At 64.8% G+C, this 21,447-nt stretch carries 21 protein-coding genes and 1 tRNA gene; 16 read left to right on the forward strand and 6 right to left on the reverse strand.

Going from position 1 to position 21,447, the window contains the following annotated elements:
• A partial coding sequence (locus ABYB95_RS02245) for an MOSC domain-containing protein (protein ID WP_372656802.1) occupies positions 1–747 on the reverse strand: 747 nt, incomplete at its 3' end.
• A gap of 83 nt (positions 748–830) precedes the next feature.
• Between ABYB95_RS02245 and ABYB95_RS02250 the strand changes: the two genes are divergently transcribed.
• From ABYB95_RS02250 to ABYB95_RS02265, 4 genes are all read left to right on the forward strand, one after another.
• On the forward strand, positions 831–1,973 hold the full coding sequence (locus ABYB95_RS02250; protein ID WP_372656803.1) for an FAD-dependent monooxygenase: 1,143 nt from the start codon (positions 831–833) through the stop codon (positions 1,971–1,973).
• A gap of 37 nt (positions 1,974–2,010) precedes the next feature.
• Entirely contained in the window at positions 2,011–2,727 is a 717-nt protein-coding gene (locus tag ABYB95_RS02255; protein WP_372656804.1) for a DsbC family protein, read from the forward strand.
• Positions 2,728–2,737: 10 nt separating this feature from the next.
• On the forward strand, positions 2,738–3,214 hold the full coding sequence (locus tag ABYB95_RS02260; RefSeq protein WP_372656805.1) for a DUF3429 domain-containing protein: 477 nt from the start codon (positions 2,738–2,740) through the stop codon (positions 3,212–3,214).
• Between the two features lie 119 nt (positions 3,215–3,333).
• Complete coding sequence (locus tag ABYB95_RS02265; RefSeq protein WP_372656821.1) at positions 3,334–5,157, forward strand: M61 family metallopeptidase; 1,824 nt, start codon at positions 3,334–3,336, stop codon at positions 5,155–5,157.
• A gap of 13 nt (positions 5,158–5,170) precedes the next feature.
• Here ABYB95_RS02265 and paaK read toward each other — a convergent pair whose 3' ends face one another.
• From paaK to ABYB95_RS02280, 3 genes are read right to left on the reverse strand one after another with little or no spacing between them, the layout of a single operon-like run.
• Positions 5,171–6,472, reverse strand: a complete 1,302-nt coding sequence (paaK, locus tag ABYB95_RS02270; RefSeq protein WP_372656806.1) for a phenylacetate--CoA ligase PaaK — start codon at positions 6,470–6,472, stop codon at positions 5,171–5,173.
• Entirely contained in the window at positions 6,469–6,909 is a 441-nt protein-coding gene (gene paaI, locus ABYB95_RS02275; RefSeq protein WP_372656822.1) for a hydroxyphenylacetyl-CoA thioesterase PaaI, read from the reverse strand. The genes paaK and paaI overlap by 4 nt, the downstream gene beginning before the upstream one ends.
• Positions 6,910–6,914: 5 nt before the next feature.
• Positions 6,915–7,721 (reverse strand): enoyl-CoA hydratase-related protein, encoded by an 807-nt coding sequence (locus ABYB95_RS02280; protein ID WP_372656807.1) that lies wholly within the window; start codon positions 7,719–7,721, stop codon positions 6,915–6,917.
• Between the two features lie 164 nt (positions 7,722–7,885).
• Here ABYB95_RS02280 and ABYB95_RS02285 point away from each other — a divergent pair, with 164 nt between their 5' ends.
• The 4 genes from ABYB95_RS02285 to ABYB95_RS02300 all read left to right on the forward strand — a co-directional run bounded on the left by ABYB95_RS02285 (position 7,886) and on the right by ABYB95_RS02300 (position 9,894).
• Positions 7,886–8,674 carry an enoyl-CoA hydratase gene (locus ABYB95_RS02285; RefSeq protein ID WP_372656808.1) on the forward strand — a complete coding sequence of 263 codons (789 nt, stop codon included), beginning with the start codon at positions 7,886–7,888 and terminating at the stop codon, positions 8,672–8,674.
• Between the two features lie 79 nt (positions 8,675–8,753).
• Positions 8,754–8,830, forward strand: a tRNA-Met gene (locus ABYB95_RS02290).
• A 51-nt stretch (positions 8,831–8,881) separates the two neighbouring features.
• Positions 8,882–9,442, forward strand: a complete 561-nt coding sequence (locus tag ABYB95_RS02295) for a YaeQ family protein (RefSeq protein ID WP_372656809.1) — start codon at positions 8,882–8,884, stop codon at positions 9,440–9,442.
• 47 nt (positions 9,443–9,489) lie between these two features.
• On the forward strand, positions 9,490–9,894 hold the full coding sequence (locus ABYB95_RS02300) for a hypothetical protein (protein ID WP_372656810.1): 405 nt from the start codon (positions 9,490–9,492) through the stop codon (positions 9,892–9,894).
• A gap of 39 nt (positions 9,895–9,933) precedes the next feature.
• Here ABYB95_RS02300 and ABYB95_RS02305 read toward each other — a convergent pair whose 3' ends face one another.
• The gene (locus ABYB95_RS02305; RefSeq protein ID WP_372656811.1) at positions 9,934–10,527 is read right to left on the reverse strand and encodes a carboxymuconolactone decarboxylase family protein; all 594 of its coding nucleotides are present in this window, start codon (positions 10,525–10,527) and stop codon (positions 9,934–9,936) included.
• Between the two features lie 138 nt (positions 10,528–10,665).
• Between ABYB95_RS02305 and ABYB95_RS02310 the strand changes: the two genes are divergently transcribed.
• Positions 10,666–11,133, forward strand: coding sequence for a hypothetical protein (locus ABYB95_RS02310; RefSeq protein WP_372656812.1), 468 nt, complete (start codon positions 10,666–10,668; stop codon positions 11,131–11,133).
• A 145-nt stretch (positions 11,134–11,278) separates the two neighbouring features.
• The gene (miaB, locus tag ABYB95_RS02315) at positions 11,279–12,619 is read left to right on the forward strand and encodes a tRNA (N6-isopentenyl adenosine(37)-C2)-methylthiotransferase MiaB (RefSeq protein WP_372656813.1); all 1,341 of its coding nucleotides are present in this window, start codon (positions 11,279–11,281) and stop codon (positions 12,617–12,619) included.
• A 23-nt stretch (positions 12,620–12,642) separates the two neighbouring features.
• Here miaB and ffh read toward each other — a convergent pair whose 3' ends face one another.
• Positions 12,643–14,013: a signal recognition particle protein gene (gene ffh, locus ABYB95_RS02320; RefSeq protein WP_372656814.1), complete on the reverse strand. Its 1,371-nt coding sequence runs from the start codon at positions 14,011–14,013 to the stop codon at positions 12,643–12,645.
• 199 nt (positions 14,014–14,212) lie between these two features.
• Between ffh and ABYB95_RS02325 the strand changes: the two genes are divergently transcribed.
• From ABYB95_RS02325 to ABYB95_RS02350, 6 genes are all read left to right on the forward strand, one after another.
• The gene (locus ABYB95_RS02325; RefSeq protein ID WP_372656815.1) at positions 14,213–15,016 is read left to right on the forward strand and encodes an inner membrane protein YpjD; all 804 of its coding nucleotides are present in this window, start codon (positions 14,213–14,215) and stop codon (positions 15,014–15,016) included.
• Positions 15,017–15,047: 31 nt separating this feature from the next.
• Positions 15,048–15,293, forward strand: a complete 246-nt coding sequence (locus tag ABYB95_RS02330) for a PP0621 family protein (RefSeq protein WP_372656816.1) — start codon at positions 15,048–15,050, stop codon at positions 15,291–15,293.
• Positions 15,294–15,341: 48 nt separating this feature from the next.
• A complete protein-coding gene (locus tag ABYB95_RS02335) occupies positions 15,342–17,138 on the forward strand; it encodes a PAS domain-containing sensor histidine kinase (RefSeq protein WP_372656817.1) in 1,797 nt (598 codons plus the stop codon).
• 18 nt (positions 17,139–17,156) lie between these two features.
• Complete coding sequence (locus ABYB95_RS02340) at positions 17,157–18,653, forward strand: sigma-54-dependent transcriptional regulator (protein ID WP_372656818.1); 1,497 nt, start codon at positions 17,157–17,159, stop codon at positions 18,651–18,653.
• Positions 18,634–19,266, forward strand: a complete 633-nt coding sequence (gene ampD, locus ABYB95_RS02345) for a 1,6-anhydro-N-acetylmuramyl-L-alanine amidase AmpD (RefSeq protein ID WP_372656819.1) — start codon at positions 18,634–18,636, stop codon at positions 19,264–19,266. The genes ABYB95_RS02340 and ampD overlap by 20 nt, the downstream gene beginning before the upstream one ends.
• A 450-nt stretch (positions 19,267–19,716) precedes the next feature.
• A partial coding sequence (locus ABYB95_RS02350) for a ribonucleoside-diphosphate reductase subunit alpha (RefSeq protein WP_372656820.1) occupies positions 19,717–21,447 on the forward strand: 1,731 nt, incomplete at its 3' end.

Here is a 21,447-nt window from a genome sequence, read left to right on the forward strand (position 1 = left end):
GATGTTCGGGATCGGGCAGCGGGCGCAGGGCTTCACGGTTTCGATCACCGCCATCGAGTCGTCTCCCGTGCGGATGTTCATCGGCCCCAGGCGGTCTTCGTCGTGGGCTTCAACGCCGCTGAGCACGATATTGGGCCGAAAGCGCTGCATGGTGACGGGCGCTTCGCCCGCCTTCTCCAGTCGCTGATTCAGTTCGGCCAGCGAAGCGGTGCTGGTCACCAGCAGGCCAAAACCGTCGGCGAACTGGGTGCTGGCTTCGCGCCCACCGGTCCATTGGGCGCTGCACTGCCGCGTCACGTCCGGGTCGAAGCGGGCCAGGCGCAGGCGTTTCAGGTCGGCTGGCGCGTCCGGCCCCAGAAAGTCGCTGAACCATTGCGCGGCCAGGTCGCCCATGTCGCAGGCCATCACTTCGTCGTCCCACACCTGCACCTTCAGCGGGCCTTCGGCGGCGTTCAGCTCCAGGTGCAGCGCCAACATGCCGGGCGCCTGCAGCTTGAGCTGCCCCATCTGGAAGCTGGGCTGGATCAGCGCCATGCGTGGCAGCTCGCGCTGGGTCACAAAACCACCATCGGCGTCCACCACCATCCAGGCGCGGTCGTACAGCAGGCCGGTGGGGGTGAGCTCGACTTCTTGCAGGGCGATGCCGGCGCAGGATTTGATCGGGTAGACCCAGAGGGCTTCGATGCGGGCCTGCACTTCGGCGGAGGCAATCGGGTCGGTGGTGTCGGTCGGGCTGCTGAGGGACATGGCAAAGCGCTTCTGAAACGTGGACGGGAAGAGAGGGAGAAATGAGGGAAAAGGGCATTCTGCCCTGCTCCTAAAATCCCTGTATGAACAGCACCGCTCCAAAACCCGCCGCCTCCCGGCCTTTTGACGTGACGATCCGGGGCGCTGGCGTGGTCGGGCGCACCCTGGCCTTGCTGCTGGCACGCGAGCGGCTGCGGGTGGCGCTGGTGGTGCCGCCCCCGCCCGGCGGCCCCGATGTGCGGGCCTATGCCCTCAACAGCGCTTCGCGCGAGCTGCTGCAATCGGTGCGGGCCTGGCCCGAAGACGAAACGGTGATCACCCCGGTGCGCGACATGCAGGTGTTTGGCGACACCGACGGTGCGGTGCGCTTTTCGGCCAGCGCCGATCCAGCGGCCGCGCTGTCTTGGATTGTGGATGTGCCCGCGCTGGAGGCACGCCTGGCCGAAGCGGTGCGCTACCAGGCCGGCATTGAGCTGTGCACCGAGGCCCCGCCGGCCCAGCTCACGGTGGTGTGCGAGGGCAAACGCAGCGTGTCCCGCGCCGAACTCGGGTTTGAGTTCGACGTGCGGCCCTACCCACAAAGTGCGGTGGCCACCCGGCTGCAATGCGCCCTGCCCCACGGCGGTGTGGCGCGCCAGTGGTTTACCGGCGGCGAGATCATGGCTTTGCTGCCGTTGGGCGGCCCGCAAGGGAACTCTGTCGCGCTGGTGTGGTCTGTGGACAGGCAGCAGGCAAAGTCCTGGCTGGAAGCGGATGCGCAAGACTTGATTTCGGCCATCGAAGCGCGCTGTGGCCAGGTGCTGGGGCCTATGCAGCTGCTGAGCCCGGTACAGGCCTGGCCACTGGAGCTTTCGCGGGCACGGCGCTGGGTCGCCAGCCTGCCCGGGGGCGGCGTGGCGCTGGCGGGGGACGCGGCACATGCCATGCACCCGCTGGCGGGGCAAGGCCTCAACGTCGGGCTGGCCGACGTGGCCGAACTGGCGCGGGTGCTGCACGGACGCGAATACTGGCGCGGGGTGGGCGACCACAAGCTGTTGCGCCGCTACGAGCGGGCGCGGCAGGCCGATGTGAACGCCATGGGCTGGGTGACCGACGGTTTGTTTGGCCTGTTTTCGCACGCCGACAGCCGCGTACAGGCCTTGCGCAATTGGGGCATGAAGGGTTTCGAGCGCAGCGGTGCGCTCAAACAGTGGGTGAGCAAACAGGCTTCTGGGCTCGGCAGCTGAAACGCAACGGCATTTTTATATTTCCATTTTTGAACACATGAAAACCATACAAACCCTTTTGCTGACCTTGCTGGCCGCGCTTTCGCTGGGCGCTGCTGCACAAGAGGCCACGATCCGCAAGAATCTGGCGGAACGCCTGCCCAACCTGCCCAAGATCGACGAGGTGAGCAAAACGCCCATGCCCGGCCTGTACGAGCTGCGGGTGAACCAGAGCGAGATCTTCTACACCGATGCCGAGGGCAACTTCCTGATCCAGGGCGCGCTGATCGACACCCAGGCCAAGGTCAACCTGACCGAACAGCGCACCGACAAGCTGAGCGCCATTTCTTTTTCAGACCTGCCGTTGAAAGACGCATTCACCATCGTGCGCGGCAACGGCAAACGCAAGATGGCGGTGTTTGAAGACCCCAACTGCGGCTATTGCAAGCGCTTCGAGCGCGATCTGGAAAAGATCGACAACGTGACGGTGCACGTGCTGCTCTACCCCATTCTGAGCCCCGATTCGGCCGACAAGTCGCGCAACATCTGGTGCGCCAAGAACAAGGGCAAGACCTTCACCGACTGGATGGTGCGCGACATCACGCCGCCCCCGGCCAGTTGCGACACCGCCTTGTTGGCCCGCAACGTCGAGTTCGGCAAAAAATACCGCATCACCGGCACGCCCACCATCTTCTTTGCCGACGGCACCCGCGTGCCCGGCGCCATCGGGGCCGACCGCATCGAGAAATTCCTGACCGACGTCAAACAGCCCTGACCGTTCGGCCATGCAAGCCACCTCTGGACTGGAAGATCCACAAGACCACGCACTCGTCCACACCCTGGCCTACGCCGGGCTGATCCCCTTTGCCCTGCTGAGTGTTCTGATCTGGCTGGTGGGCGTCGAGCTGCAAACCTGGGTGGCGATCGCCCTGTCGGGCTACGCGGCCCTGATCGCCTCGTTTCTCGGCGGCATCCATTGGGGCATCGGCTGGAATGCCCTGCGCGAAGCCGGCGTGATGCCCTTGCCCCATGCCCGCCGCAGCCACTTTTTGTGGGGTGTGGCGCCTTCGCTGCTGGCCTGGCCCGGCTTGCTCATGCCCGCCCATGCCGGTCTGGCCTGGTTGGGCCTGGTGCTCATCATCTGTTACCTGGTGGACCGGGTCTTGTACAAACAAGCCGGTCTGCACGACTGGCTGACCCTGCGTTTCCGGCTCTCTGCCGCCGCCGCCCTTTCTTGTTTCATCGCCGCAGGAGCTTTGTGAAAAAACCGCCAAACCCCAAGACGCCCAAGACCGCGGCAGCCCGCACCACCGCCACCCCTGCGGCCAGCGCCAAGCGGGCCCGGCGCGCCGCACCAGCGTCTGAGCCCCGCCACACGCCGGTGCATTTCACGGTGGCCGTGCACAACGCCAAGGCCCACCTGTTTGCGGTCACGCTGCGCATCGAACAACCCGCCAAGAACCAGCGCGTGAGCCTGCCGGTGTGGATTCCCGGCAGCTACCTGGTGCGCGAGTTTTCGCAACACCTGCAAAACCTGGGCGCAACCCAGGGCGACCAGACGCTGGCTGTGCGCCAGCTCGACAAACACAACTGGCAAGTGACCAACACCGCCGACGAGGCGCTGGAATTGCGCTACGAGGTCTATGCGCTGGACGCTTCCGTGCGCACAGCGTTTCTCGACGCCACCCGTGGCTTCTTCAACGCCACCAGCCTGTGCCTGCGCGTGCTCGGCCAGGAAGACCTGCCACACGGCCTGGAACTGGCACCCAGCGACGACACCGCCGATTGGAAAATCGCCACCGGCCTGGAGCCCCTGGCGGTGGATGCCGACGGCTTCGGCCACTACCTGGCCGCCGACTACGACGAACTGGCCGACTGCCCGGTGGAAATGGGCCGCTTCTGGAGCGGCAGCTTCAGCGCCGGGGGCGTGGCACACCGTTTTGTGGTCAGTGGCGTGGGCGAGGGGTTCGATGGCGAACGCCTGCTGACCGATACGCAGCGCATTTGCGAAACCGAAATCGCGTTCTGGCACGGGCCCGCCAGGGAAGCGCCGCCGTTCAAGAACTACTTGTTCATGATGTACGCCAGCGCCGACGGTTACGGCGGCCTGGAACACCGCAATTCCACCGCGCTCATCTGCCAGCGCGCGGACCTGCCCCGGTGGACGACGCCCCCGCGCTCCGCCGCTGCGCGGGTCGCCGCCTCCACAGGCGACAAACCCGCCGCCCTCAAAGCCACCGACGGCTACACCACGCTGCTGGGCCTCATCAGCCACGAGTACTTCCACACCTGGAACGTCAAGCGCCTGCGCCCGGCAGAGTTCAAACGCTACGACTACGCGCGCGAAAACCACACCGAACTGCTGTGGTTTTTTGAAGGCTTCACCAGCTACTACGACGACCTGTTCTTGCGCCGCGCCGGCTTGATCGACGACGCCGCCTACCTGATGCTGGTCGCCAAAACGCTGAACCAGGTGCAACAAACCCCGGGGCGCTTGCTGCAAAGCGTGGCCCAGGCCAGCTTTGATGCCTGGACCAAGTACTACCGGGTCAACGAAAACACCCCCAACGCCACGGTGAGCTACTACACCAAGGGTGCGCTGGTGGCCCTGTGCCTGGACCTCACGCTGCGTGCCGAAGGCCACACCACCCTGGACGAGGTGATGCGCGCGTTGTGGGCCCGTTGCGAGGGCGGCCCGATGCGCGAGTCCGATCTCCTGCAAGTGCTCAAGCAACTGGGCCAACGCAGCTACGCGCCCGAACTGGCGGCCTGGGTGCACAGCGTGGCCGACATACCCCTGATCGACCGCCTGGAGCACCAGGGCGTGCTGGTGCAACACCATCCGGCGCCCCTGGCGCAACAACTGGGCCTGCGCGTGAGCGAAGGCGCCGACGGCATCACGGTGAAAACCGTGCTGCGCGGCGGTGCGGCAGAAGCGGCCGGCCTGGCGGCGGGCGACGAGTGGCTGGGGGTGGAATTCGCACCCGCTCGCCGGGGTGCCACCGCCGAAGCCTGGCGCATCCACAAGCTCGACGAAGTGGCCATGCTACGCGGCCAACGCGGCGCACTCACAGCTTTGGTCTCGCGCGACAAACGCCTGCTGCGCTGCCCACTGGACTGGCCCACCGAGACCCAGGCTGTGCGCCTGGTGGTGGGCGATGCGGCACGGCTGGCGCCGTGGCTGGGCGCCCCGGCAACGGCCTGAACGCTGGGCCTGCTCAGGCAGGCTTGGTGCGCAAATCGACCACGCGCTTGGCCTTGCCCTGGCTGCGCTCCACCCCGCCCTCGGGTTTCAGGTCCACCGCCACGCTGCTGCCCACGAACACCTTCACCTCGTGCTGCAGCAGTTTGGCCGCTGCGCGCGCCTCGATGCTGTCGGGCGAGATGCCCGGCGCGGTTTCCACCACCACGGTGAGGTTGTCCATCGGGCCCTCGCGGGTCAGCACACACTGGTAGTGGGCGCTGAGCTCGGGGCGTTTGAGGATCAGTTCCTCGATCTGCGTGGGGAATACGTTGACGCCGCGCACGATCATCATGTCGTCGCTGCGGCCGGTGATTTTCTCCATGCGCCGCATGGTGCGTGCCGTGCCGGGCAGCAGGCGGGTGAGATCGCGGGTGCGGTAGCGGATGATGGGCAGGGCCTCTTTGGTCAGGCTGGTGAACACCAGCTCGCCCATCTCACCGTCGGCCACCGGCTCGCCCGTCTCTGGGTGGATGATCTCGGGGTAAAAATGGTCTTCCCAGATCGTGGGGCCATCCTTGGTTTCCACGCATTCGTTGGCCACGCCCGGTCCCATCACCTCGGACAGGCCGTAAATGTCCACCGCGTCGATGCCCATGCGCGCCTCGATCGCCACCCGCATGTCGTTGGTCCAGGGCTCGGCACCAAAGATGCCGATGCGCATGCTGCTCGCGCGTGGGTCCAGACCCAGGCGTTCGAATTCGTCGGCAATGGCCAGCATGTAGCTGGGGGTGACCATGATGATGTCGGGCCGGAAGTCCTGCATCAGCTGCACCTGGCGCTCGGTCTGGCCGCCGCCAAAGGGCACCACGGTCAAGCCCAATTTCTCGGCGCCGTAATGCGCGCCCAGGCCGCCGGTGAACAGGCCGTAGCCGTAGCTCACGTGCACCAAATCGCCGGGCCGCGCACCGCTGGCGCGGATGCTGCGCGCCACCACGGTGGACCAGGTGTCGATGTCTTTCAGCGTATAGCCCACCACGGTCGGCTTGCCGGTGGTGCCGCTGGACGCATGGATGCGCGCGCATTGCTCGCGCGGCACGGCGAACATGCCAAACGGGTAGCTGTCGCGCAAATCCTTCTTGGTGGTGAAGGGAAATTTCGCCAGATCGCCCAGGCTCTTGCAATCGTCGGGGTGCACGCCTGCTGCTTCGAATTTGGCGCGGTAAACGGATGAGTTGGCGTACGCGTGGCGCAGCGTGGCCTGCAAGCGTTTGAGCTGCAGGGCGCGCAGCTCGTCGACGCTGGCCTTCTCGATCGGCTCCAGGGGAAAGGCCTTCATGTCTGCTCCTGCTCGGGAAATACCGTGCCCGCGATCTGGGCGCTCTTGCCGCGGAACATGGCCACGACCTCGCCCTTCTGGTTGCGCACCTGCATGTCGTAAATGCCGTGCCGCCCTTGCAGCGTTTGCTCCAGGCCTTCGCAGGTGAGCACATCGCCCGCATGCGCCGGGCGCAGAAACTCGATGCTGCACCCGGCGGCCACGGTGTTTTTGTTGTGGCTGTTGCAGGCGAAGGCAAAGGTCGAATCCGCCAGCGTGAAGATGAAACCGCCGTGGCAGATCTGGTGCCCGTTGAGGTGCAGGGGCTGCACGGCCATGCGCATCACGGCGCGGCCGGGCGCAACCGCCACCAGCTCCATGCCCATGGTGTGTTTGCTCGCGGTGTCCGCCGCGAACATCGTCTCGCCGACTTTGCTCGCGCGTTGCTCTGGCGTCATCGTCATCATGTCCCCTTGAACTGCGCTGGGCGTTTTTCGAGAAAAGCGGTCACGCCTTCGATGTAGTCGTGGGTGGCGCCCAGCGCCGATTGCGTGTCGCGCTCCACATCAAGGTGTTGGTGCAAGCTGCGGGTGCTGGCGTCGCGCAGCAAGGCGCGCGTGGCGACCAAGGCCTTGGTCGGCATGGCCGCCAATTTGTCGGCCAGGGCCATGGCCACGACCAGCGGGTCGTCGGCCACGTCCCAGATCAAACCCCACTCCTTGGCTTGCGCAGCGGGCAGTTTGTCACCGGTCATGGCCAGGGCCATGGCACGCGCAAGCCCCAGGCGTTCGACCAGCAACCAACTGCCACCGGCATCGGGAATCAGGCCGATCTTGCTGAAGGCCTGCACAAAACTGGCACTGGGCGCGGCGATGGCGATATCGCAGGCCATCGCCAAAGAAGCCCCTGCCCCCGCCGCCACGCCATTGACCGCGACCACGATGGGCATGCGCAGATTCTGGATCCGGCGCGTGGTGGGATTGAACGCCTGCTCGATCACCGGCCCCGGATCGGCGCGCTCCGCCTGCTGCGGGCCTGGCGTGAAATCCAGCTCCGACAAATCGAGACCGGCACAAAACCCGCGACCCGCGCCCGTGAGCACCATGGCGCGGATGTGGGCATCGGCCTCGGCACGGTCGAACGCCGCCCACAATTCGGCATGCATGGTGCGCGTGAAGCTGTTGAGCGCGGCGGGTCGGTTGAGCGTGATCAGTGCGACAGCGCCGCGCTGCTCGAACAGCACGGTACTTTCTGTGGCGGGCGTGGTCATGTACCTGGGTCTCCTCGGATCTGCCGGTGGTGGCTGCGGTTGCTGGGATTTGCCGACAATCTACCATTAACCAACCAATCGGTCGGCCAATGTTTTCCCGGGGGTGCGAGGCGCTATAGTTGACGTGTACGTCAACTCCGACAGCCCCCACCCGAGGACACCACATGACCGCCACCGCCGCTCCCGAACTCATCACCGTACGCACCGAAGGCCGTGTCGGCATCGTGGCGCTCAACCGACCCAAGCAGCTCAATGCCTTGAACAACCAGCTCATGGACGAACTCGGCGCGGCGCTCAAGGCTTTTGACGCCGACGAGGAGATCGGCTGCATGATCGTGACCGGCAGCGAAAAAGCCTTTGCCGCCGGCGCCGACATCGGCGCCATGGCGCAATACAGCTTCGCCGACGTCTACAAGGGCGACTACATCACCCGCAACTGGGAAACCATCCGCAGCATCCGCAAGCCGGTGATTGCCGCCGTGAGCGGCTTCGCCCTGGGTGGCGGCTGCGAACTGGCCATGATGTGCGACTTCATCATCGCCGCCGACAACGCCAAATTCGGCCAGCCCGAGATCAAGCTGGGCATCATCCCCGGCGCGGGCGGCACGCAGCGCCTGCCGCGCGCCGTGGGCAAATCCAAAGCCATGGACCTGGTGCTCACCGGTCGCATGATGGACGCGACCGAAGCCGAGCGCGCCGGTTTGGTCAGCCGCGTGGTGCCGCTGGACAAACTCATGGACGAGGCCCTGGGCGCTGCACTCATGATTTGTGGGTACTCACTCATCAGCGTGATGGCGGCCAAGGAATCGGTCAACCGCGCGTTTGAAAGCGGTCTGTCCGATGGCGTGATGTTCGAGCGCCGCCTGTTCCACGCCTTGTTCGCCACCGACGACCAGAAAGAAGGCATGGACGCGTTTGTGAACAAGCGCACGCCCGAATTCAAACACCGTTGATGGCGGAACCGGGGCCACGCCGTGTGGCAGGCCAGGCGGCGAAATCGGCCAAAAATATCGCTATAATCTTGCCTTCGTTGGTGATATAGCTCAGTTGGTTAGAGCGCAGCATTCATAATGCTGATGTCGGTGGTTCAAGTCCACCTATCACCACCAAAATTTGAAAAGCGGGTTCTGGCAACGGAACCCGCTTTTTTTTTCATTGCCATGGCACTCAAATCCACCATCTTCAAGGCGCATCTGCAGATCGCCGACATCGACCACGGCTATTACGCCGACCATGCGCTCACGCTCGCCCGCCACCCCAGCGAGACCGACGATCGCATGATGGTGCGGCTGGTCGCCATGGCCCGCCACGCCCATGAGCTGCAGGACACCTGCAACGGCGACGGCACGCTGGCGTTTGGCGCCGGGCTGTCGGACCCGGAAGACCCCGACGTTTCCCTGACCGACTTCACCGGCCGCAAACGGCTCTGGATCGAAGTGGGCCAGCCCGAAGACAAACCCATCGCCAAGGCCTGCAGCAAAGCCGATGCGGTCTTGCTCTATGCCTTCAGCTCGGCCGCCGACATCTGGTGGCGGGGCATAGAGGGCAAACTCAACCGCCTGGAAAAACTGCAGGTGTGGCGCCTGCCCACAGAAGCCGCGCCCGCACTGGCGGCCCTGGCCGAACGCAGCATGCAGCTGCAAGCCACATTGCAAGAAGGCGAAGTCACGCTCTCCAGCACCCGGGGCAGCGTGCACATCGAGCCGGTTCGCTGGAAATAGGCGCCTGCGCCACGGCACCCGAGCTGTAGCACCGAAAGAAACCCATCATGGGCATCGTCGTCGCCATCTTCATGCTGCTGGCTTGGTTGGCGCTATCGCCCTGGACGCCTGCCGCACTGGCGCGGCTTTTGCGCCACCCCCAACTGCGGTCCGGCATGGGCATCGGTGTGTTGGTGGCCGGTTTGTGGAATGTGCTCTGGCACGGGCTGCGCCACCTGAGCCAATTCTGGGGCCAGGCCGCTCTGGTCTCCGGCCTGTTCATGGTCCTCGCCGCGGTCTTGATGCTGGCTCGCCCCGGCGCAGACACAGGCGCACGGCCTGCGCTGGCGACCCGCTTGGAGCCCACCATCCGCCCGGCACGCCCACTGGTGCTGCTGGGTTTGTTGGCCTGCTTTCTGCTGTACGCCGTGACCCTGATCCGCCTGAATCTGGGCTATCCGATTCTGGGCTGAACCGGGCGCTTGGGCGGGGGCAAGGCTGGGTCTTGCGCGCTACAGCTGGTGCTTGCCCGACGTCCACCCGTGTTCGCCCAGTAGCTGCTCGGCCAGGTTCAACGGCGTGGCTTCCAATGGCGTGGCCATGGTGTCGTTCCAGCGGTTGAGAAAGGCGAACATCGCCACCACGCCCAGGATCTCAACGATTTCACCGTCGCTCCAGTGCTTTTGCAACGCCGCAAACTGTTCGTCGGTCACCGCGTTGGGCTGTGACGCGGCCGCCAGCGCGAAGTCCAGCGCCAGACGCTCCTTTTCCGAGTACAGGGGGCTGTTGGCGTAGGTCCAGACATCGGCCAGCTTGGCCTCGCTGACACCAAAGTTTTTGGCACCCAGGAGTGTGTGCGCCTGGCAGTACAGGCAACCCGAGACCTTGCTCGCCACGTGGCCGATGAGGCGGCGAAAACCCAGGTCCACTTCGCCCTCCGGGTCCATCACCGCCGCATTCAACACCGCCAAGGCTTGCGCCAGTTTGGGTTTGCGCTGCATGGTCAGCACGCTGTTGGGGGTGAAACCCAGGGTGCCGAGAAAGAAGGCGAACTGGTTTTTGAGTTCGGGCGTGGTCTCGGGGGGAAGCGGTTGCAAACGGGGCATATGGTCTCCAGGGTGCGCTCTTGCGGCGATGAAACACCGCACTCTAACCCCGCACGTGGGTACACGCATGAGACAATCCCAGCTTCGCCCGCCATTCGCGGTGGGCGCTTGTTCTTCTTCAGCCTCTGGATAGACACCATGAAACGCTGCGACACCACATTGACCACCACCGGCACCCCCGGCATCCCAAACCACCGGCCCAGGGCTTTGCCGCACGCAAGCCTCTTCACACTGGGTTTGGCCACCCTCTTGGCCGTGGCGCCAGGGCCTGCCGCGCAGGCGCAAAACCTGCAACGCCAATTCCCGCCCAAAGCCTTGCGCGGCGAGATGGTGGTGGTGCAGCCACCCCGGATCACCATGGATGGCAAGGCCGCGCAGCTCTCACCGGGTTCGCGCATCCGCAACACCAACAACACCATCGTGCTGTCGGCCTCGCTGGTCGGAAAGGAACTGAACGTGAACTATGTGCTGGACAGCCATGGCTCCGTGCACGAGGTCTGGATACTGAACGCCAGCGAAGCGGCGAAAAAAATGCCGGGTATGGGCACCGAGCGCAACTACAGTTTTGCGCCCGACCAACCCGCCGCCCGCAACGCGGACAACTGAACGCGCGTTGCAGACCGGGCGCTCACAGCAGCACCCGGTTGCGCGCCGTTGTCACCTCAACGCCCCAGGCGTTGCCCGATACCCCTTGTTTTTTCGCTGGTCCCAGCCACCGCCCGTGCACCAACCAGCGACCCGGAGCCCTTTCATGAGCAAAAAAGTCTTTATCAAAACCTTTGGCTGCCAGATGAACGAGTACGACTCGGACAAGATGGCCGACGTGATGGGCGCAGCCGAAGGTTACGAGCCCACCAGCAACGTGGAAGAAGCCGACCTGATTTTGTTCAACACCTGTTCGGTGCGCGAAAAGGCGCAAGAGAAGGTGTTTTCCGACCTGGGCCGGGTGCGGCACCTGAAGAAGAAGGGTGTGCTGATCGGCGTGGGCGGCTGCGTGGCCAGCCAGGAAGGTGCCGAGATCATCAAACGCGCGCCCTATGTGGACGTGGTGTTCGGCCCGCAAACCCTGCACCGCCTGCCCGAACTGCTGCACCAGCGCCAGCGCCAGAACGCGCCGCAGGTGGACATCAGCTTTCCCGAGATCGAAAAATTCGACCACATGCCGCCCGCGCGCGTCGAGGGCGCGAGCGCCTACGTCTCCATCATGGAGGGCTGCTCCAAGTACTGCAGCTACTGCGTGGTGCCGTACACGCGCGGCGAAGAGTTCAGCCGCCCGTTCGACGACGTGCTGGTGGAAATCGCCGGACTGGCCGACCAGGGCGTGAAAGAGGTGACGCTGCTGGGGCAGAACGTGAACGCCTACCGGGGCCCCATGGGCGACACCGGTGACATCGCCGACTTCGCACTGTTGCTCGAATACGTGGCCGACGTCCCCGGCATCGAGCGCATCCGCTACACCACCAGCCACCCGAACGAATTCACGCCACGCCTGATCGAGGCCTACGCCAAGATCCCCAAGCTGGTGAACCACCTGCACCTGCCGGTGCAACACGGCAGCGACCGCATCTTGATGGCGATGAAACGCGGCTACACCGCTATGGAATACAAGAGCACGATCCGCAAGCTGCGCGCCATCCGCCCCGACCTGGCCATGAGCAGCGACTTCATCGTCGGCTTCCCCGGCGAGACCGACGAAGATTTCAACAAGATGATGAAGCTGATCGACGACGTGGGTTTCGACACCTCGTTCAGCTTCATTTTCAGTCCGCGCCCCGGCACGCCCGCCGCCAATCTGCCCGACGACACGCCCCACAGCGTCAAGCTCCAGCGCCTGCAACACCTGCAAGCCACCATCGACGCCAACGTCAAGCGCATCAGCGCCAGCCGCCAGGACACGGTGCAGCGCCTGCTAGTGGAAGGTCCATCGCGCTCGACCCCGGAACTGCTGACCGGCCGCACCGAATGCAACCGCTTGGTGCTGTTTCCAGCGCCGCCCCGGCTGATCGGGCAGATGGTGGATGTGCGCGTCACCGAAGCACACCAGCGCTCGCTGCGCGGTGAGGTGGTGGTGGCGGAGAGCGCTGCGGCCTAAGACCCGAGGCTCAGAGAGAAAGATCAGCCCATGCCGGGCATCTTGGGCATGCCTTTCATGCCACCCATTTTTTTCATCATCTTCATCAGGCCGCCGCCCTTCATCTTCTTCATCATGCCCTGCATCTGCTCGAACTCCTTGAGCAGGCGGTTGACCTCTTGCACGTGCACGCCCGCACCGTTGGCGATGCGGCGTTTGCGGGTGGCCTTGATGATCTCGGGCTTGCGGCGCTCCTTGAGCGTCATGCTGCAGATGATGCCTTCCTTGCGCTTGATGTCCTTTTCGGCTTTGTCCATGTCCACCTGACCGGCTTTGGCGGCCATGGCGCTGGGCAGCTTGTCCATGAGGTTGGACAGGCCGCCCATCTGCTTCATCTGGCGGATCTGGTCCAGAAAGTCGTTGAGGTCAAAACCCTCGCCGCTCTTGACCTTGGCCGCCAGCTTCTGAGCCGAAGCCATGTCCACCCCGGCAGACACCTGCTCCACCAGCGCGACGATGTCGCCCATGCCCAGAATGCGCCCGGCATGGCGTTCGGCGTCGAACACCTCCAGGCCGTCGATCTTCTCGGACACGCCGGCGAACTTGATCGGCGCGCCGGTGGTGGCGCGCACCGAAAGCGCCGCACCACCGCGCGAATCGCCGTCGAGCTTGGTGAGCACGATGCCGGTGATGGGCAAGGCCTCGCTGAACGCCTTGGCCGTGTTGATGGCGTCCTGACCTTGCATGGCGTCGACCACGAACAGCGTTTCCACCGGCTTGAGCACGGCGTGCAGTTCCTGGATTTCGCGCATCAGCACTTCGTCGATCGCCAGCCGACCCGCAGTGTCGACCAGCAACACATCAAAGTAGTGCTTGCGCGCGTAGTCGATGGCGGCGCGCGCGATATCGACTGGCTTTTGATCCGGCGTGCTGGGGAACCACTCGGCACCCGCCTGCGCCGTCACGGTCTTGAGCTGTTCGATGGCCGCCGGGCGGTACACGTCGCCCGACACCGTGAGCACCTTTTTCTTGCGCTTCTCGATCAGGTGTTTGGCCAGTTTGGCGGTGGTGGTGGTTTTACCGGCGCCCTGCAGACCCGCCATCAGGATCACCGCCGGTGGTTGCGCGGCCAGATTGATGTCGGCCACGCCCTGGCCCATGGTCGCGGCCAGTTCGCGGTTGACGATGCCCACCATGGCCTGCCCGGGCGAGAGCGAGCCCACCACCTCCTGGCCCAAGGCCTTTTCCTTCACCCGGGCAATGAAGTCGCGCACCACGGGCAAGGCCACGTCGGCCTCCAGCAAGGCCATGCGCACTTCGCGCAACATGTCGCTGACGTTGCTTTCGGTGATGCGGGCCTGGCCACGCATCTCTTTGACGATGCGTGACAGACGGTCGGAGAGGGCAGAGGCCATGGTGTGTTCAGATCAGAGTGGCGCCGCCCAAAAATCCGATTCGGGGGCGCAAGCCGCGGGCCGCAGCGTGCCGCGATGGGGCAGCAAACGGGCACGCCAGGCGGGGTGGGTGGGCAACGGTTGCGCGTGGGCAAGCCCGTTAAACTGTGCAGATGATTTTAGCTGCGTCGTCCACCCGGGTGGTGAACCGGGGTCTTGCGTGACTCCGGGACTGCCAAGCCTGGGCCTTCATCTGCCCAACATCGTGCTCTCGGTCGGCGCGGCGCTGGCCTACGCCCTGCTGGCCTGGGCGCATCCGCGCATGACGCCGGCGCAAACACGCACGGCACTGGGCATTGCCTGGCTGTTGCACCTGCTGGTGCTCTCCACCGGCCTGCTGGCGCAGCCGGCCCGCTTTGGCTTTGCTCCCGCGCTTTCGGGCACCGCCTGGCTGGTGCTGACGGTGTATGCGATCGAAAGCCGCCTCTATCCGCAATTGCGAGCACGCTGGGCGCTGACCGTGCTGGGCGCGGCGGTGGTCTTGCTGGCGCTGGTCTTTCCCGGCACGCCCTACCCCCAGTTGCGCTCACCCTGGCTACCCCTGCATTGGGCGCTGGGCATCGCCTCCTACGGCTTGATCGCCTCGGCCGTGGTGCACGCCTGGCTGATGCAACGCGCTGAAAAGGCCATGCGCCGGGGCGCGCCCACCGACACCACCTTGCCCCTGCTGGCGCTGGAGCGGCTCACGTTCCGCTTTGTGGCCGCCGGTTTTGTGTTGCTGAGCGCCACCTTGCTGGCCGGCTGGTGGTTTGCCGAAGTGCTGAACCACACCTGGACCTGGAACCACAAGACGGTGTTTTCGGTGCTGGCCTGGCTGACCATGGGGGTTTTGCTGCTCGGACGCTGGCGTCTGGGCTGGCGCGGACGCACCGCGGTTCGCACCCTCTACCTGGGCGCGGGCTTTTTGCTGCTCGGCTACGTTGGTTCGCGCTTCGTGCTCGAAGTGGTGCTGAACCGCATCTGAACCGCACCTGAACCACGACCGCCCCACATCCATGAAATACCTGCTTGTTCTCTCGGTGGTTCTGATCGCGGTCTACATCTGGCGCAACAACCGGCGCTCGGACCAAGATGAAGCCAGCCGCCGGCGCCCCTCGGGCAAACGTTTGCGCCCGCCCGACGTGATGGTGGCTTGCGCGCACTGCGGTACCCACCTGCCTCAGGCCGAGTCGGTGCACGGACGCGCCGGGGTGTACTGCAGCAGTGAACACCTGCAACTGCACGAAGGCCCGCACGCATGAGCCACGCCCGCCCGGTGCAGGCTCCTAGCGCGATCGAACGGCCCTGACATGGCGCACGACCACAGCTCCCAGTACGCGCCCTCCTGGTTTTCGGCCTATGAGGGCAACAGCTCGCACGGCCACGAGCAACGCCTGCGCGCTTTCGCCCGGCTCTGGCGCGCCTTCATGCGGGCCCGGGTTTTCATTGCCACCATGTTGCTCGCCATGCAGATGTTCGTGGTGGTGTTCGGGTCTGGCGGGACCCACTGGCTGCTGCTGGTCTGCGCCTTGCACCTGAGCGCCGCGCTGGCGGTGTTGCTCTGGGCCCGACCGGTCGAACACGCCAAGCCCCTGCACCTGCAGTGGCTGCTGACCATTGGCGTGGACGTCGTCACCTTTGCCCTGCTGCAGTTCACGCAAAACGGCAGCATCAACTACACCCCGCTGTTTGCCTTGCCGGTCTTGCTGGCCGCCATTCTGGGTCCTTTGACCCTGGCCCTGGCAACGGCCGCCAGCGTCACCCTGTACTTGCTGGGCGAGGCCTGGTTCAGCGCCGCGCTGCTGAGCGACGTGTCGACCGCGCGTTTCCTGCAGGCGGGACTGACCAGCACCGGCTTCTTCCTGATCGCCCTGCTGGCCAACCAGCTGGCCATCCGCCTGGCGCGGGAAGAGGCCGTGGCCCAAACCAGCCAGGCGGCGGCGCGCACACAGGCCCAGGTCAACGAACTGGTGATTGAAAGCCTGTCCGAGGGCGTGCTCGTGGTGGACCGCCACAGCGTGGTGCGCAACGCCAATCCGGCGGCGCAGTCCATGCTGCTGGGCGACGCCTATCCCCATACCTCCAAGCTGCTGCTATCGGCCCGACCCAGCTGGAATGGATTGTGCGAGTTGGTCGACGAAACCTTCGCGCGCGGACTGCCCATGGAGTCCGAAGTCCGGATCCAGATCGACGAACTCACCGCCCACCAGTTGTACGTGCGTTCGCGCCTCACCGCCCCCACAGGGCGCCGGGAAACCGCCCTGTGCGTGTTGTTCCTGGAAGACCAGCGCGAGGTGGAAGCGCGCGTGCGCACCGAAAAGCTGGCTGCCATGGGCCGCATGTCGGCCGCTGTCGCGCACGAAATTCGCAACCCGCTCTCGGCCATCACCCAGGCCAATGCCTTGCTGGACGAAGAGATGCTGGAACCGGCCCAGAAGCGGCTCACGCAGATGATCGACCAGAACGCGCAGCGGCTCTCGCGCATCGTCGACGACATTCTCAACGTGGTGCGGGTCCAGCCCAGCCAGATCGAAGGGCACATGCCGGTCTTGCCGCTGGACGCCTCGGTGCGCCAGATCACCCATGAATGGGCCCGGCAATCGAAGGCGCAAGGCGTGCTCAGCCTGCACACCCACGCGCCCCAGATCGCCGTGGGCTTCGACCCGGAACACCTGCGGCGCCTGCTGGTGAACCTGCTCGACAACGCCAAGCGGCACGCCAGTGGCAAGACGGCATCGATCCGCGTGATCAGCCAACCCAGCGGCGCAGACCGGGTGCGGCTGTCGGTCTGGAGCGACGGCGCCACGCTGGAAGCGGCGGTGCTGCGCCACTTGTTCGAGCCCTTCTTCTCATCCGAAAGCCGGTCCAGCGGCTTGGGCCTGTTCATCTGCCGCGAACTGTGCGAACGCTATGGCGCACAGATCGCCTACCAACGCAGCAAGCTGGACCAGCGCGAAGGCAACGAGTTCTATATCCTCATGCCCAGCGCCAACGCCGCCAAACCCGCCACACCGCCCGTACCGGTCCAGCAGAGCATCTCCTACGCGGCGGTCGATTCGCAACCCTTTCGCCCCGATCACGGGCCGTCTTCTCTGCACGAACGCTAACCCCCACCCGCTCCAGGCATGCCCGAATCCATTCCCGCTTCCGTGCTGGTCGTCGACGACGAACCGGACCTGAGAACGCTCTACGAGCTGACGCTGCTGCGCGACGGCCACGAAGTGGTTTCGGCACCGGACCTGACGCAGGCCCGCGAATGGCTCGCGCAACGGCGCTTCGACGTGCTCATCACCGACATGCGCCTGCCCGACGGCCTGGGCCTGGAGCTGCTGCGCGAGATGACCCAGACGCAGCGCACCGAAAAGTGCATCGTCATCACCGCCTACGGATCGGCCGACAACGCGGTCGAGTCGCTCAAGGCAGGTGCGTTCGACTACCTGACCAAACCGGTCGATCTCAAACAGTTGCGCGCCGCCGTGGCCTCGGCCTTGCTGAGCCAGCGCCACCCGCTGGTGTTTCGCCCAACGACGGTCACCACACAAGAACTGTCGGCCCCTGGTGCGCCCACCAGGCAGCTGAGCAGCGCCCCACCGCCGCCCAGCGGCGTGCAAGCGCTGCAGCGCATCGTCGGCTCGTCCGCCAGCATTGTGCAAATCAAGAGCCTGATCGAAAAAGTGGCGACCAGCATGGCGCCGGTGCTGATCCTGGGCGAGTCGGGCACCGGCAAGGAGCTGGTGGCGCGGGCCGTGCACGAATGCAGCCACCGCGCCCAAGGCCCCTTCGTCGCGGTCAACTGCGGAGCCATCCCGGAAAACCTCATCGAAGCGGAATTTTTTGGCGTGCGCAAAGGCGCGTTCACGGGCGCGGCGCAAGACCGCGACGGCTACTTCCATGCGGCCCAGGGCGGCACCCTGTTTCTCGACGAAATAGGCGACCTGCCGCTGGCCATGCAGGCCAAACTGCTGCGCGTCATCCAGGAACGGCGCGTGCGCGCGCTTGGCGGCGTGCAAGAAGACCATGTGGACGTGCGGGTGGTCAGTGCCACGCACCGCGACCTGTCTGCGCTGGTGCCGGCCGGCGAATTCCGCCAGGACTTGTATTACCGGCTGAACGTGATCGAGGTGCGCACATCGGCCCTGCGGGATCGGCGCGAAGACTTGCCCGCGCTCACCCAAGCCTTGTTGCAGCGCATTTGCGCCGACAGCGGTCAGGCCACCCCCACGATTTCGGCGCAGGCCCTGGCCTGGCTGCAAACGCGCGAACTGCCGGGCAATGTGCGCGAACTGGAAAACCTGTTGCAACGGGCACTGGCGCTGAGCAGCAGCGACAGCCTGGAGCCCAAGGACTTTGGCGACACCGCAGCACCCACGGCCAGCAACGGTTTCGCTGACAGCCAGCGGCCAGCAGCCCCGTCGCCAGAAACTGTGCCGCCCAGCATTCCGGCCGATCTGCAAAGCTACCTGGACCAACAGGAACGTGAAGTTTTGCTCAAAGCCCTGAAAGAATGCAACTTCAACCGCACCGCAGCCGCCGCGCGCCTGGGTCTGAATCTGCGCCAGATGCGTTACCGCATCCAGCGCCTGGGCATTGCCATGCCGTCCGATGAAACCGATGGCGGCTGACTCAACCTTGGGCGCTGGCGCACCGGCTTTGTGGCGCCAAGGCTGGCTGCAAACCGCGCGGCCCTGCCGCTCGCCCAATTTTGGTGAGCGGCCGGCGAATGCCTGCATCGACCTGATCGTGCTGCATTCGATCAGCCTGCCGCCCGGCGTGTACGGCGGCCCCGAAGTGGAGCAGCTCTTCACCAACCAGCTCGACTGGCAGGCCCACCCCTACTTCCAGCAAATCCAGGGCATGGAAGTCTCGGCCCATTTTTTCATCCGACGCAATGGTGAGCTGGTGCAGTTCGTCGATGCCGATGCGCGAGCCTGGCACGCCGGCGACTCTTGCTGGCGTGGACGGCGCAACTGCAACGACGACTCCATCGGCATCGAACTCGAAGGCCTGGAGGGCGACCCGTTTGAGGTGCCGCAATACCAGACGCTGTCCACCCTCTGCCAGGCCTTGCGGCAGCGCTACCCCATTGAACACATGGCTGGCCACGAACACATTGCACCCGGTCGCAAGCAAGACCCCGGAAAAGGCTTCGACTGGGCGCGCCTGCAACAGGCGCTGGGCTGGCCCCCGGCGTGTTTTCCGCGAGACACATGGGGCGAAAAATTTTCAGGCAGCTGATGCACATCCCAAGTGGGCACCGAGCCTGAACGCCAGCCAGCCGCGCTGCGGGTTTTGGCAGCAAATCGTCTCCTGTGCCGCGTAGCGCCTAAGGCCGGCGCCCCTGCCCACGCGCACTTCCAGTTCACACAAGGCCTGCCGACCGGCCCACGCGAACACGGCACAAGAGCACGTCATGGCGGCGCTTGCAAGGCTGCCCCAATGGGTTAGCCAACCGCGGCAAAATTATCGTAAACACTACCTGTAGTGGCTTGAACGCGGACCACACACCATATATAGTGTGCTCTGTGCTGATTGATCTGCGACAACATTCGGCTTGAATGCACCCGATGGACCGCTTTGGTGTACATGGCCACACCCAGCGGACCCCCTCTTCAGATCAGAACCACCACACCGCCATCCCGCCCACACAGATGCGGCAAGCGACACATAACGAACGAAAGAGGAACCATGCAGACCGCCCAATCTCCCGCCACCACATCTACCAGCACCCCAAGGCCAGCCGCTACCGCCCCACGTGCGGCGAGCGGCCATCTGAACAGTTCGGTTTTCACGCAGTACCAGATCATCCGCCGCAACGGCGCGGTGGTGCCTTTTGAGCCGAGCAAGATCGCCGTGGCCATGATGAAGGCTTTTCTGGCGGTGCATGGCACCCAGGGTGCGGCATCGGCCAGCGTGCGCGAGACCGTGGACGAACTCACCCAGAACGTGGCCCGCGCCTTGATGCGCTCGCGCCCCGGCGGCGGCACCTTCCACATCGAAGATGTGCAAGACCAGGTCGAACTCGGCCTGATGCGCAGCGGCCACCACGAAGTCGCCCGTGCCTACGTGCTCTACCGCGAGCGCCGCACCCAGGAGCGCGCACACCAGGTCGAAGCGAGCAAGCCCACGGAAACGCTGCTGCATGTGATCGACGGCGGGCAGCGGGTGCCGCTGGATCTGGCAAGACTCCAGGCCTTGATCGTGGATGCCTGCTCCGGTCTGGGCCAGGACGTGCAAGCCGACCCCATCGTCGCCGAAACCAAACGCAACCTCTACGACGGTGTGCCCATGGAAGAGGTCTACAAAGCCTCCATCCTCGCCGCGCGCACGCTGATCGAGAAAGACCCCGACTACACCTTCGCGACCGCGCGCCTGTTGCTGCACACCATCGTCAAAGAGGTGCTGGGCGAAGAGATCCCCTCCACCGAGATGGGCCCGCGCTACGCCGAATACTTTCCGCAGTTCATCAAGCGGGGCGTGGAAAACGACCTGCTGGACGAAAAGCTGCAGCAGTTCGACCTGGACCGACTGGGTGCCGCGCTCAAGCCCGAGCGCGATCTGCAGTTCGAGTACCTCGGTCTGCAAACCCTGTACGACCGCTACTTCCTGCACGTGCGCAAGACCCGCATCGAGCTGCCACAGGCCTTTTTCATGCGCGTGGCCATGGGCCTGTCGCTCAATGAAATCGACCGCGAAGCACGCGCCATCGAGTTCTACGAAATCCTGTCCTCGTTCGACTTCATGTCGAGCACACCCACGCTGTTCAACAGCGGCACGCTGCGCTCGCAACTCTCCAGCTGCTACCTGACCACCGTGCCCGACAACCTGGACGGCATTTACGAGTCGATCAAGGAAAACGCGCTGCTGTCCAAGTTTGCCGGCGGCCTGGGCAACGACTGGACCCGGGTACGCGCCATGGGCAGCCACATCAAAGGTACCAACGGCGAGTCGCAAGGCGTCGTGCCTTTCCTCAAAGTGGTGAACGACACCGCCGTGGCGGTGAACCAAGGCGGCAAGCGCAAAGGCGCGGTCTGCACCTACCTGGAAACCTGGCACCTCGACATCGAAGAATTTCTGGAGTTGCGCAAGAACACCGGCGACGACCGCCGCCGCACCCACGACATGAACACCGCGAACTGGATTCCCGACCTGTTCATGAAGCGCGTGATGGAAAAGGCCGACTGGAGCCTGTTCTCGCCCAACGATGTGCCCGACCTGCACGACCTGTTCGGTGCCGACTTCGAACGCGCCTATGTGGCCTACGAAGAAAAAGCCGCCCGTGGCGAAATCAAGCCCTACAAGAAGATTCCGGCCACCGACATGTGGCGCAAGATGCTCTCTATGTTGTTCGAGACCGGCCACCCCTGGATCACGTTCAAAGACGCCTGCAACGTGCGCTCGCCGCAGCAGCACGCAGGC

It is taken from the genome of Hydrogenophaga sp., assembly GCF_041633695.1.
In the GTDB taxonomy this organism is placed as follows: domain Bacteria; phylum Pseudomonadota; class Gammaproteobacteria; order Burkholderiales; family Burkholderiaceae_C; genus Hydrogenophaga.

Excerpts from the sequence above, each read along its gene's own strand:
- ABYB95_RS02260 (WP_372656805.1), top strand. The coding sequence starts at position 2,738 with ATGCAAGCCACCTCTGGACTGGAAGATCCACAAGACCACGCACTCGTC.
- ampD (WP_372656819.1), top strand. The coding sequence starts at position 18,634 with ATGAAACCGATGGCGGCTGACTCAACCTTGGGCGCTGGCGCACCGGCT.
- ABYB95_RS02340 (WP_372656818.1), top strand. The coding sequence starts at position 17,157 with ATGCCCGAATCCATTCCCGCTTCCGTGCTGGTCGTCGACGACGAACCG.
- ABYB95_RS02335 (WP_372656817.1), top strand. The coding sequence starts at position 15,342 with ATGGCGCACGACCACAGCTCCCAGTACGCGCCCTCCTGGTTTTCGGCC.
- ABYB95_RS02300 (WP_372656810.1), top strand. The coding sequence starts at position 9,490 with ATGGGCATCGTCGTCGCCATCTTCATGCTGCTGGCTTGGTTGGCGCTA.
- miaB (WP_372656813.1), top strand. The coding sequence starts at position 11,279 with ATGAGCAAAAAAGTCTTTATCAAAACCTTTGGCTGCCAGATGAACGAG.
- ABYB95_RS02255 (WP_372656804.1), top strand. The coding sequence starts at position 2,011 with ATGAAAACCATACAAACCCTTTTGCTGACCTTGCTGGCCGCGCTTTCG.
- ABYB95_RS02250 (WP_372656803.1), top strand. The coding sequence starts at position 831 with ATGAACAGCACCGCTCCAAAACCCGCCGCCTCCCGGCCTTTTGACGTG.
- ABYB95_RS02330 (WP_372656816.1), top strand. The coding sequence starts at position 15,048 with ATGAAATACCTGCTTGTTCTCTCGGTGGTTCTGATCGCGGTCTACATC.
- ABYB95_RS02305 (WP_372656811.1), bottom strand. The coding sequence starts at position 10,527 with ATGCCCCGTTTGCAACCGCTTCCCCCCGAGACCACGCCCGAACTCAAA.
- ABYB95_RS02295 (WP_372656809.1), top strand. The coding sequence starts at position 8,882 with ATGGCACTCAAATCCACCATCTTCAAGGCGCATCTGCAGATCGCCGAC.
- paaI (WP_372656822.1), bottom strand. The coding sequence starts at position 6,909 with ATGACGCCAGAGCAACGCGCGAGCAAAGTCGGCGAGACGATGTTCGCG.
- ffh (WP_372656814.1), bottom strand. The coding sequence starts at position 14,013 with ATGGCCTCTGCCCTCTCCGACCGTCTGTCACGCATCGTCAAAGAGATG.
- ABYB95_RS02285 (WP_372656808.1), top strand. The coding sequence starts at position 7,886 with ATGACCGCCACCGCCGCTCCCGAACTCATCACCGTACGCACCGAAGGC.
- ABYB95_RS02310 (WP_372656812.1), top strand. The coding sequence starts at position 10,666 with ATGAAACGCTGCGACACCACATTGACCACCACCGGCACCCCCGGCATC.
- paaK (WP_372656806.1), bottom strand. The coding sequence starts at position 6,472 with ATGAAGGCCTTTCCCCTGGAGCCGATCGAGAAGGCCAGCGTCGACGAG.
- ABYB95_RS02280 (WP_372656807.1), bottom strand. The coding sequence starts at position 7,721 with ATGACCACGCCCGCCACAGAAAGTACCGTGCTGTTCGAGCAGCGCGGC.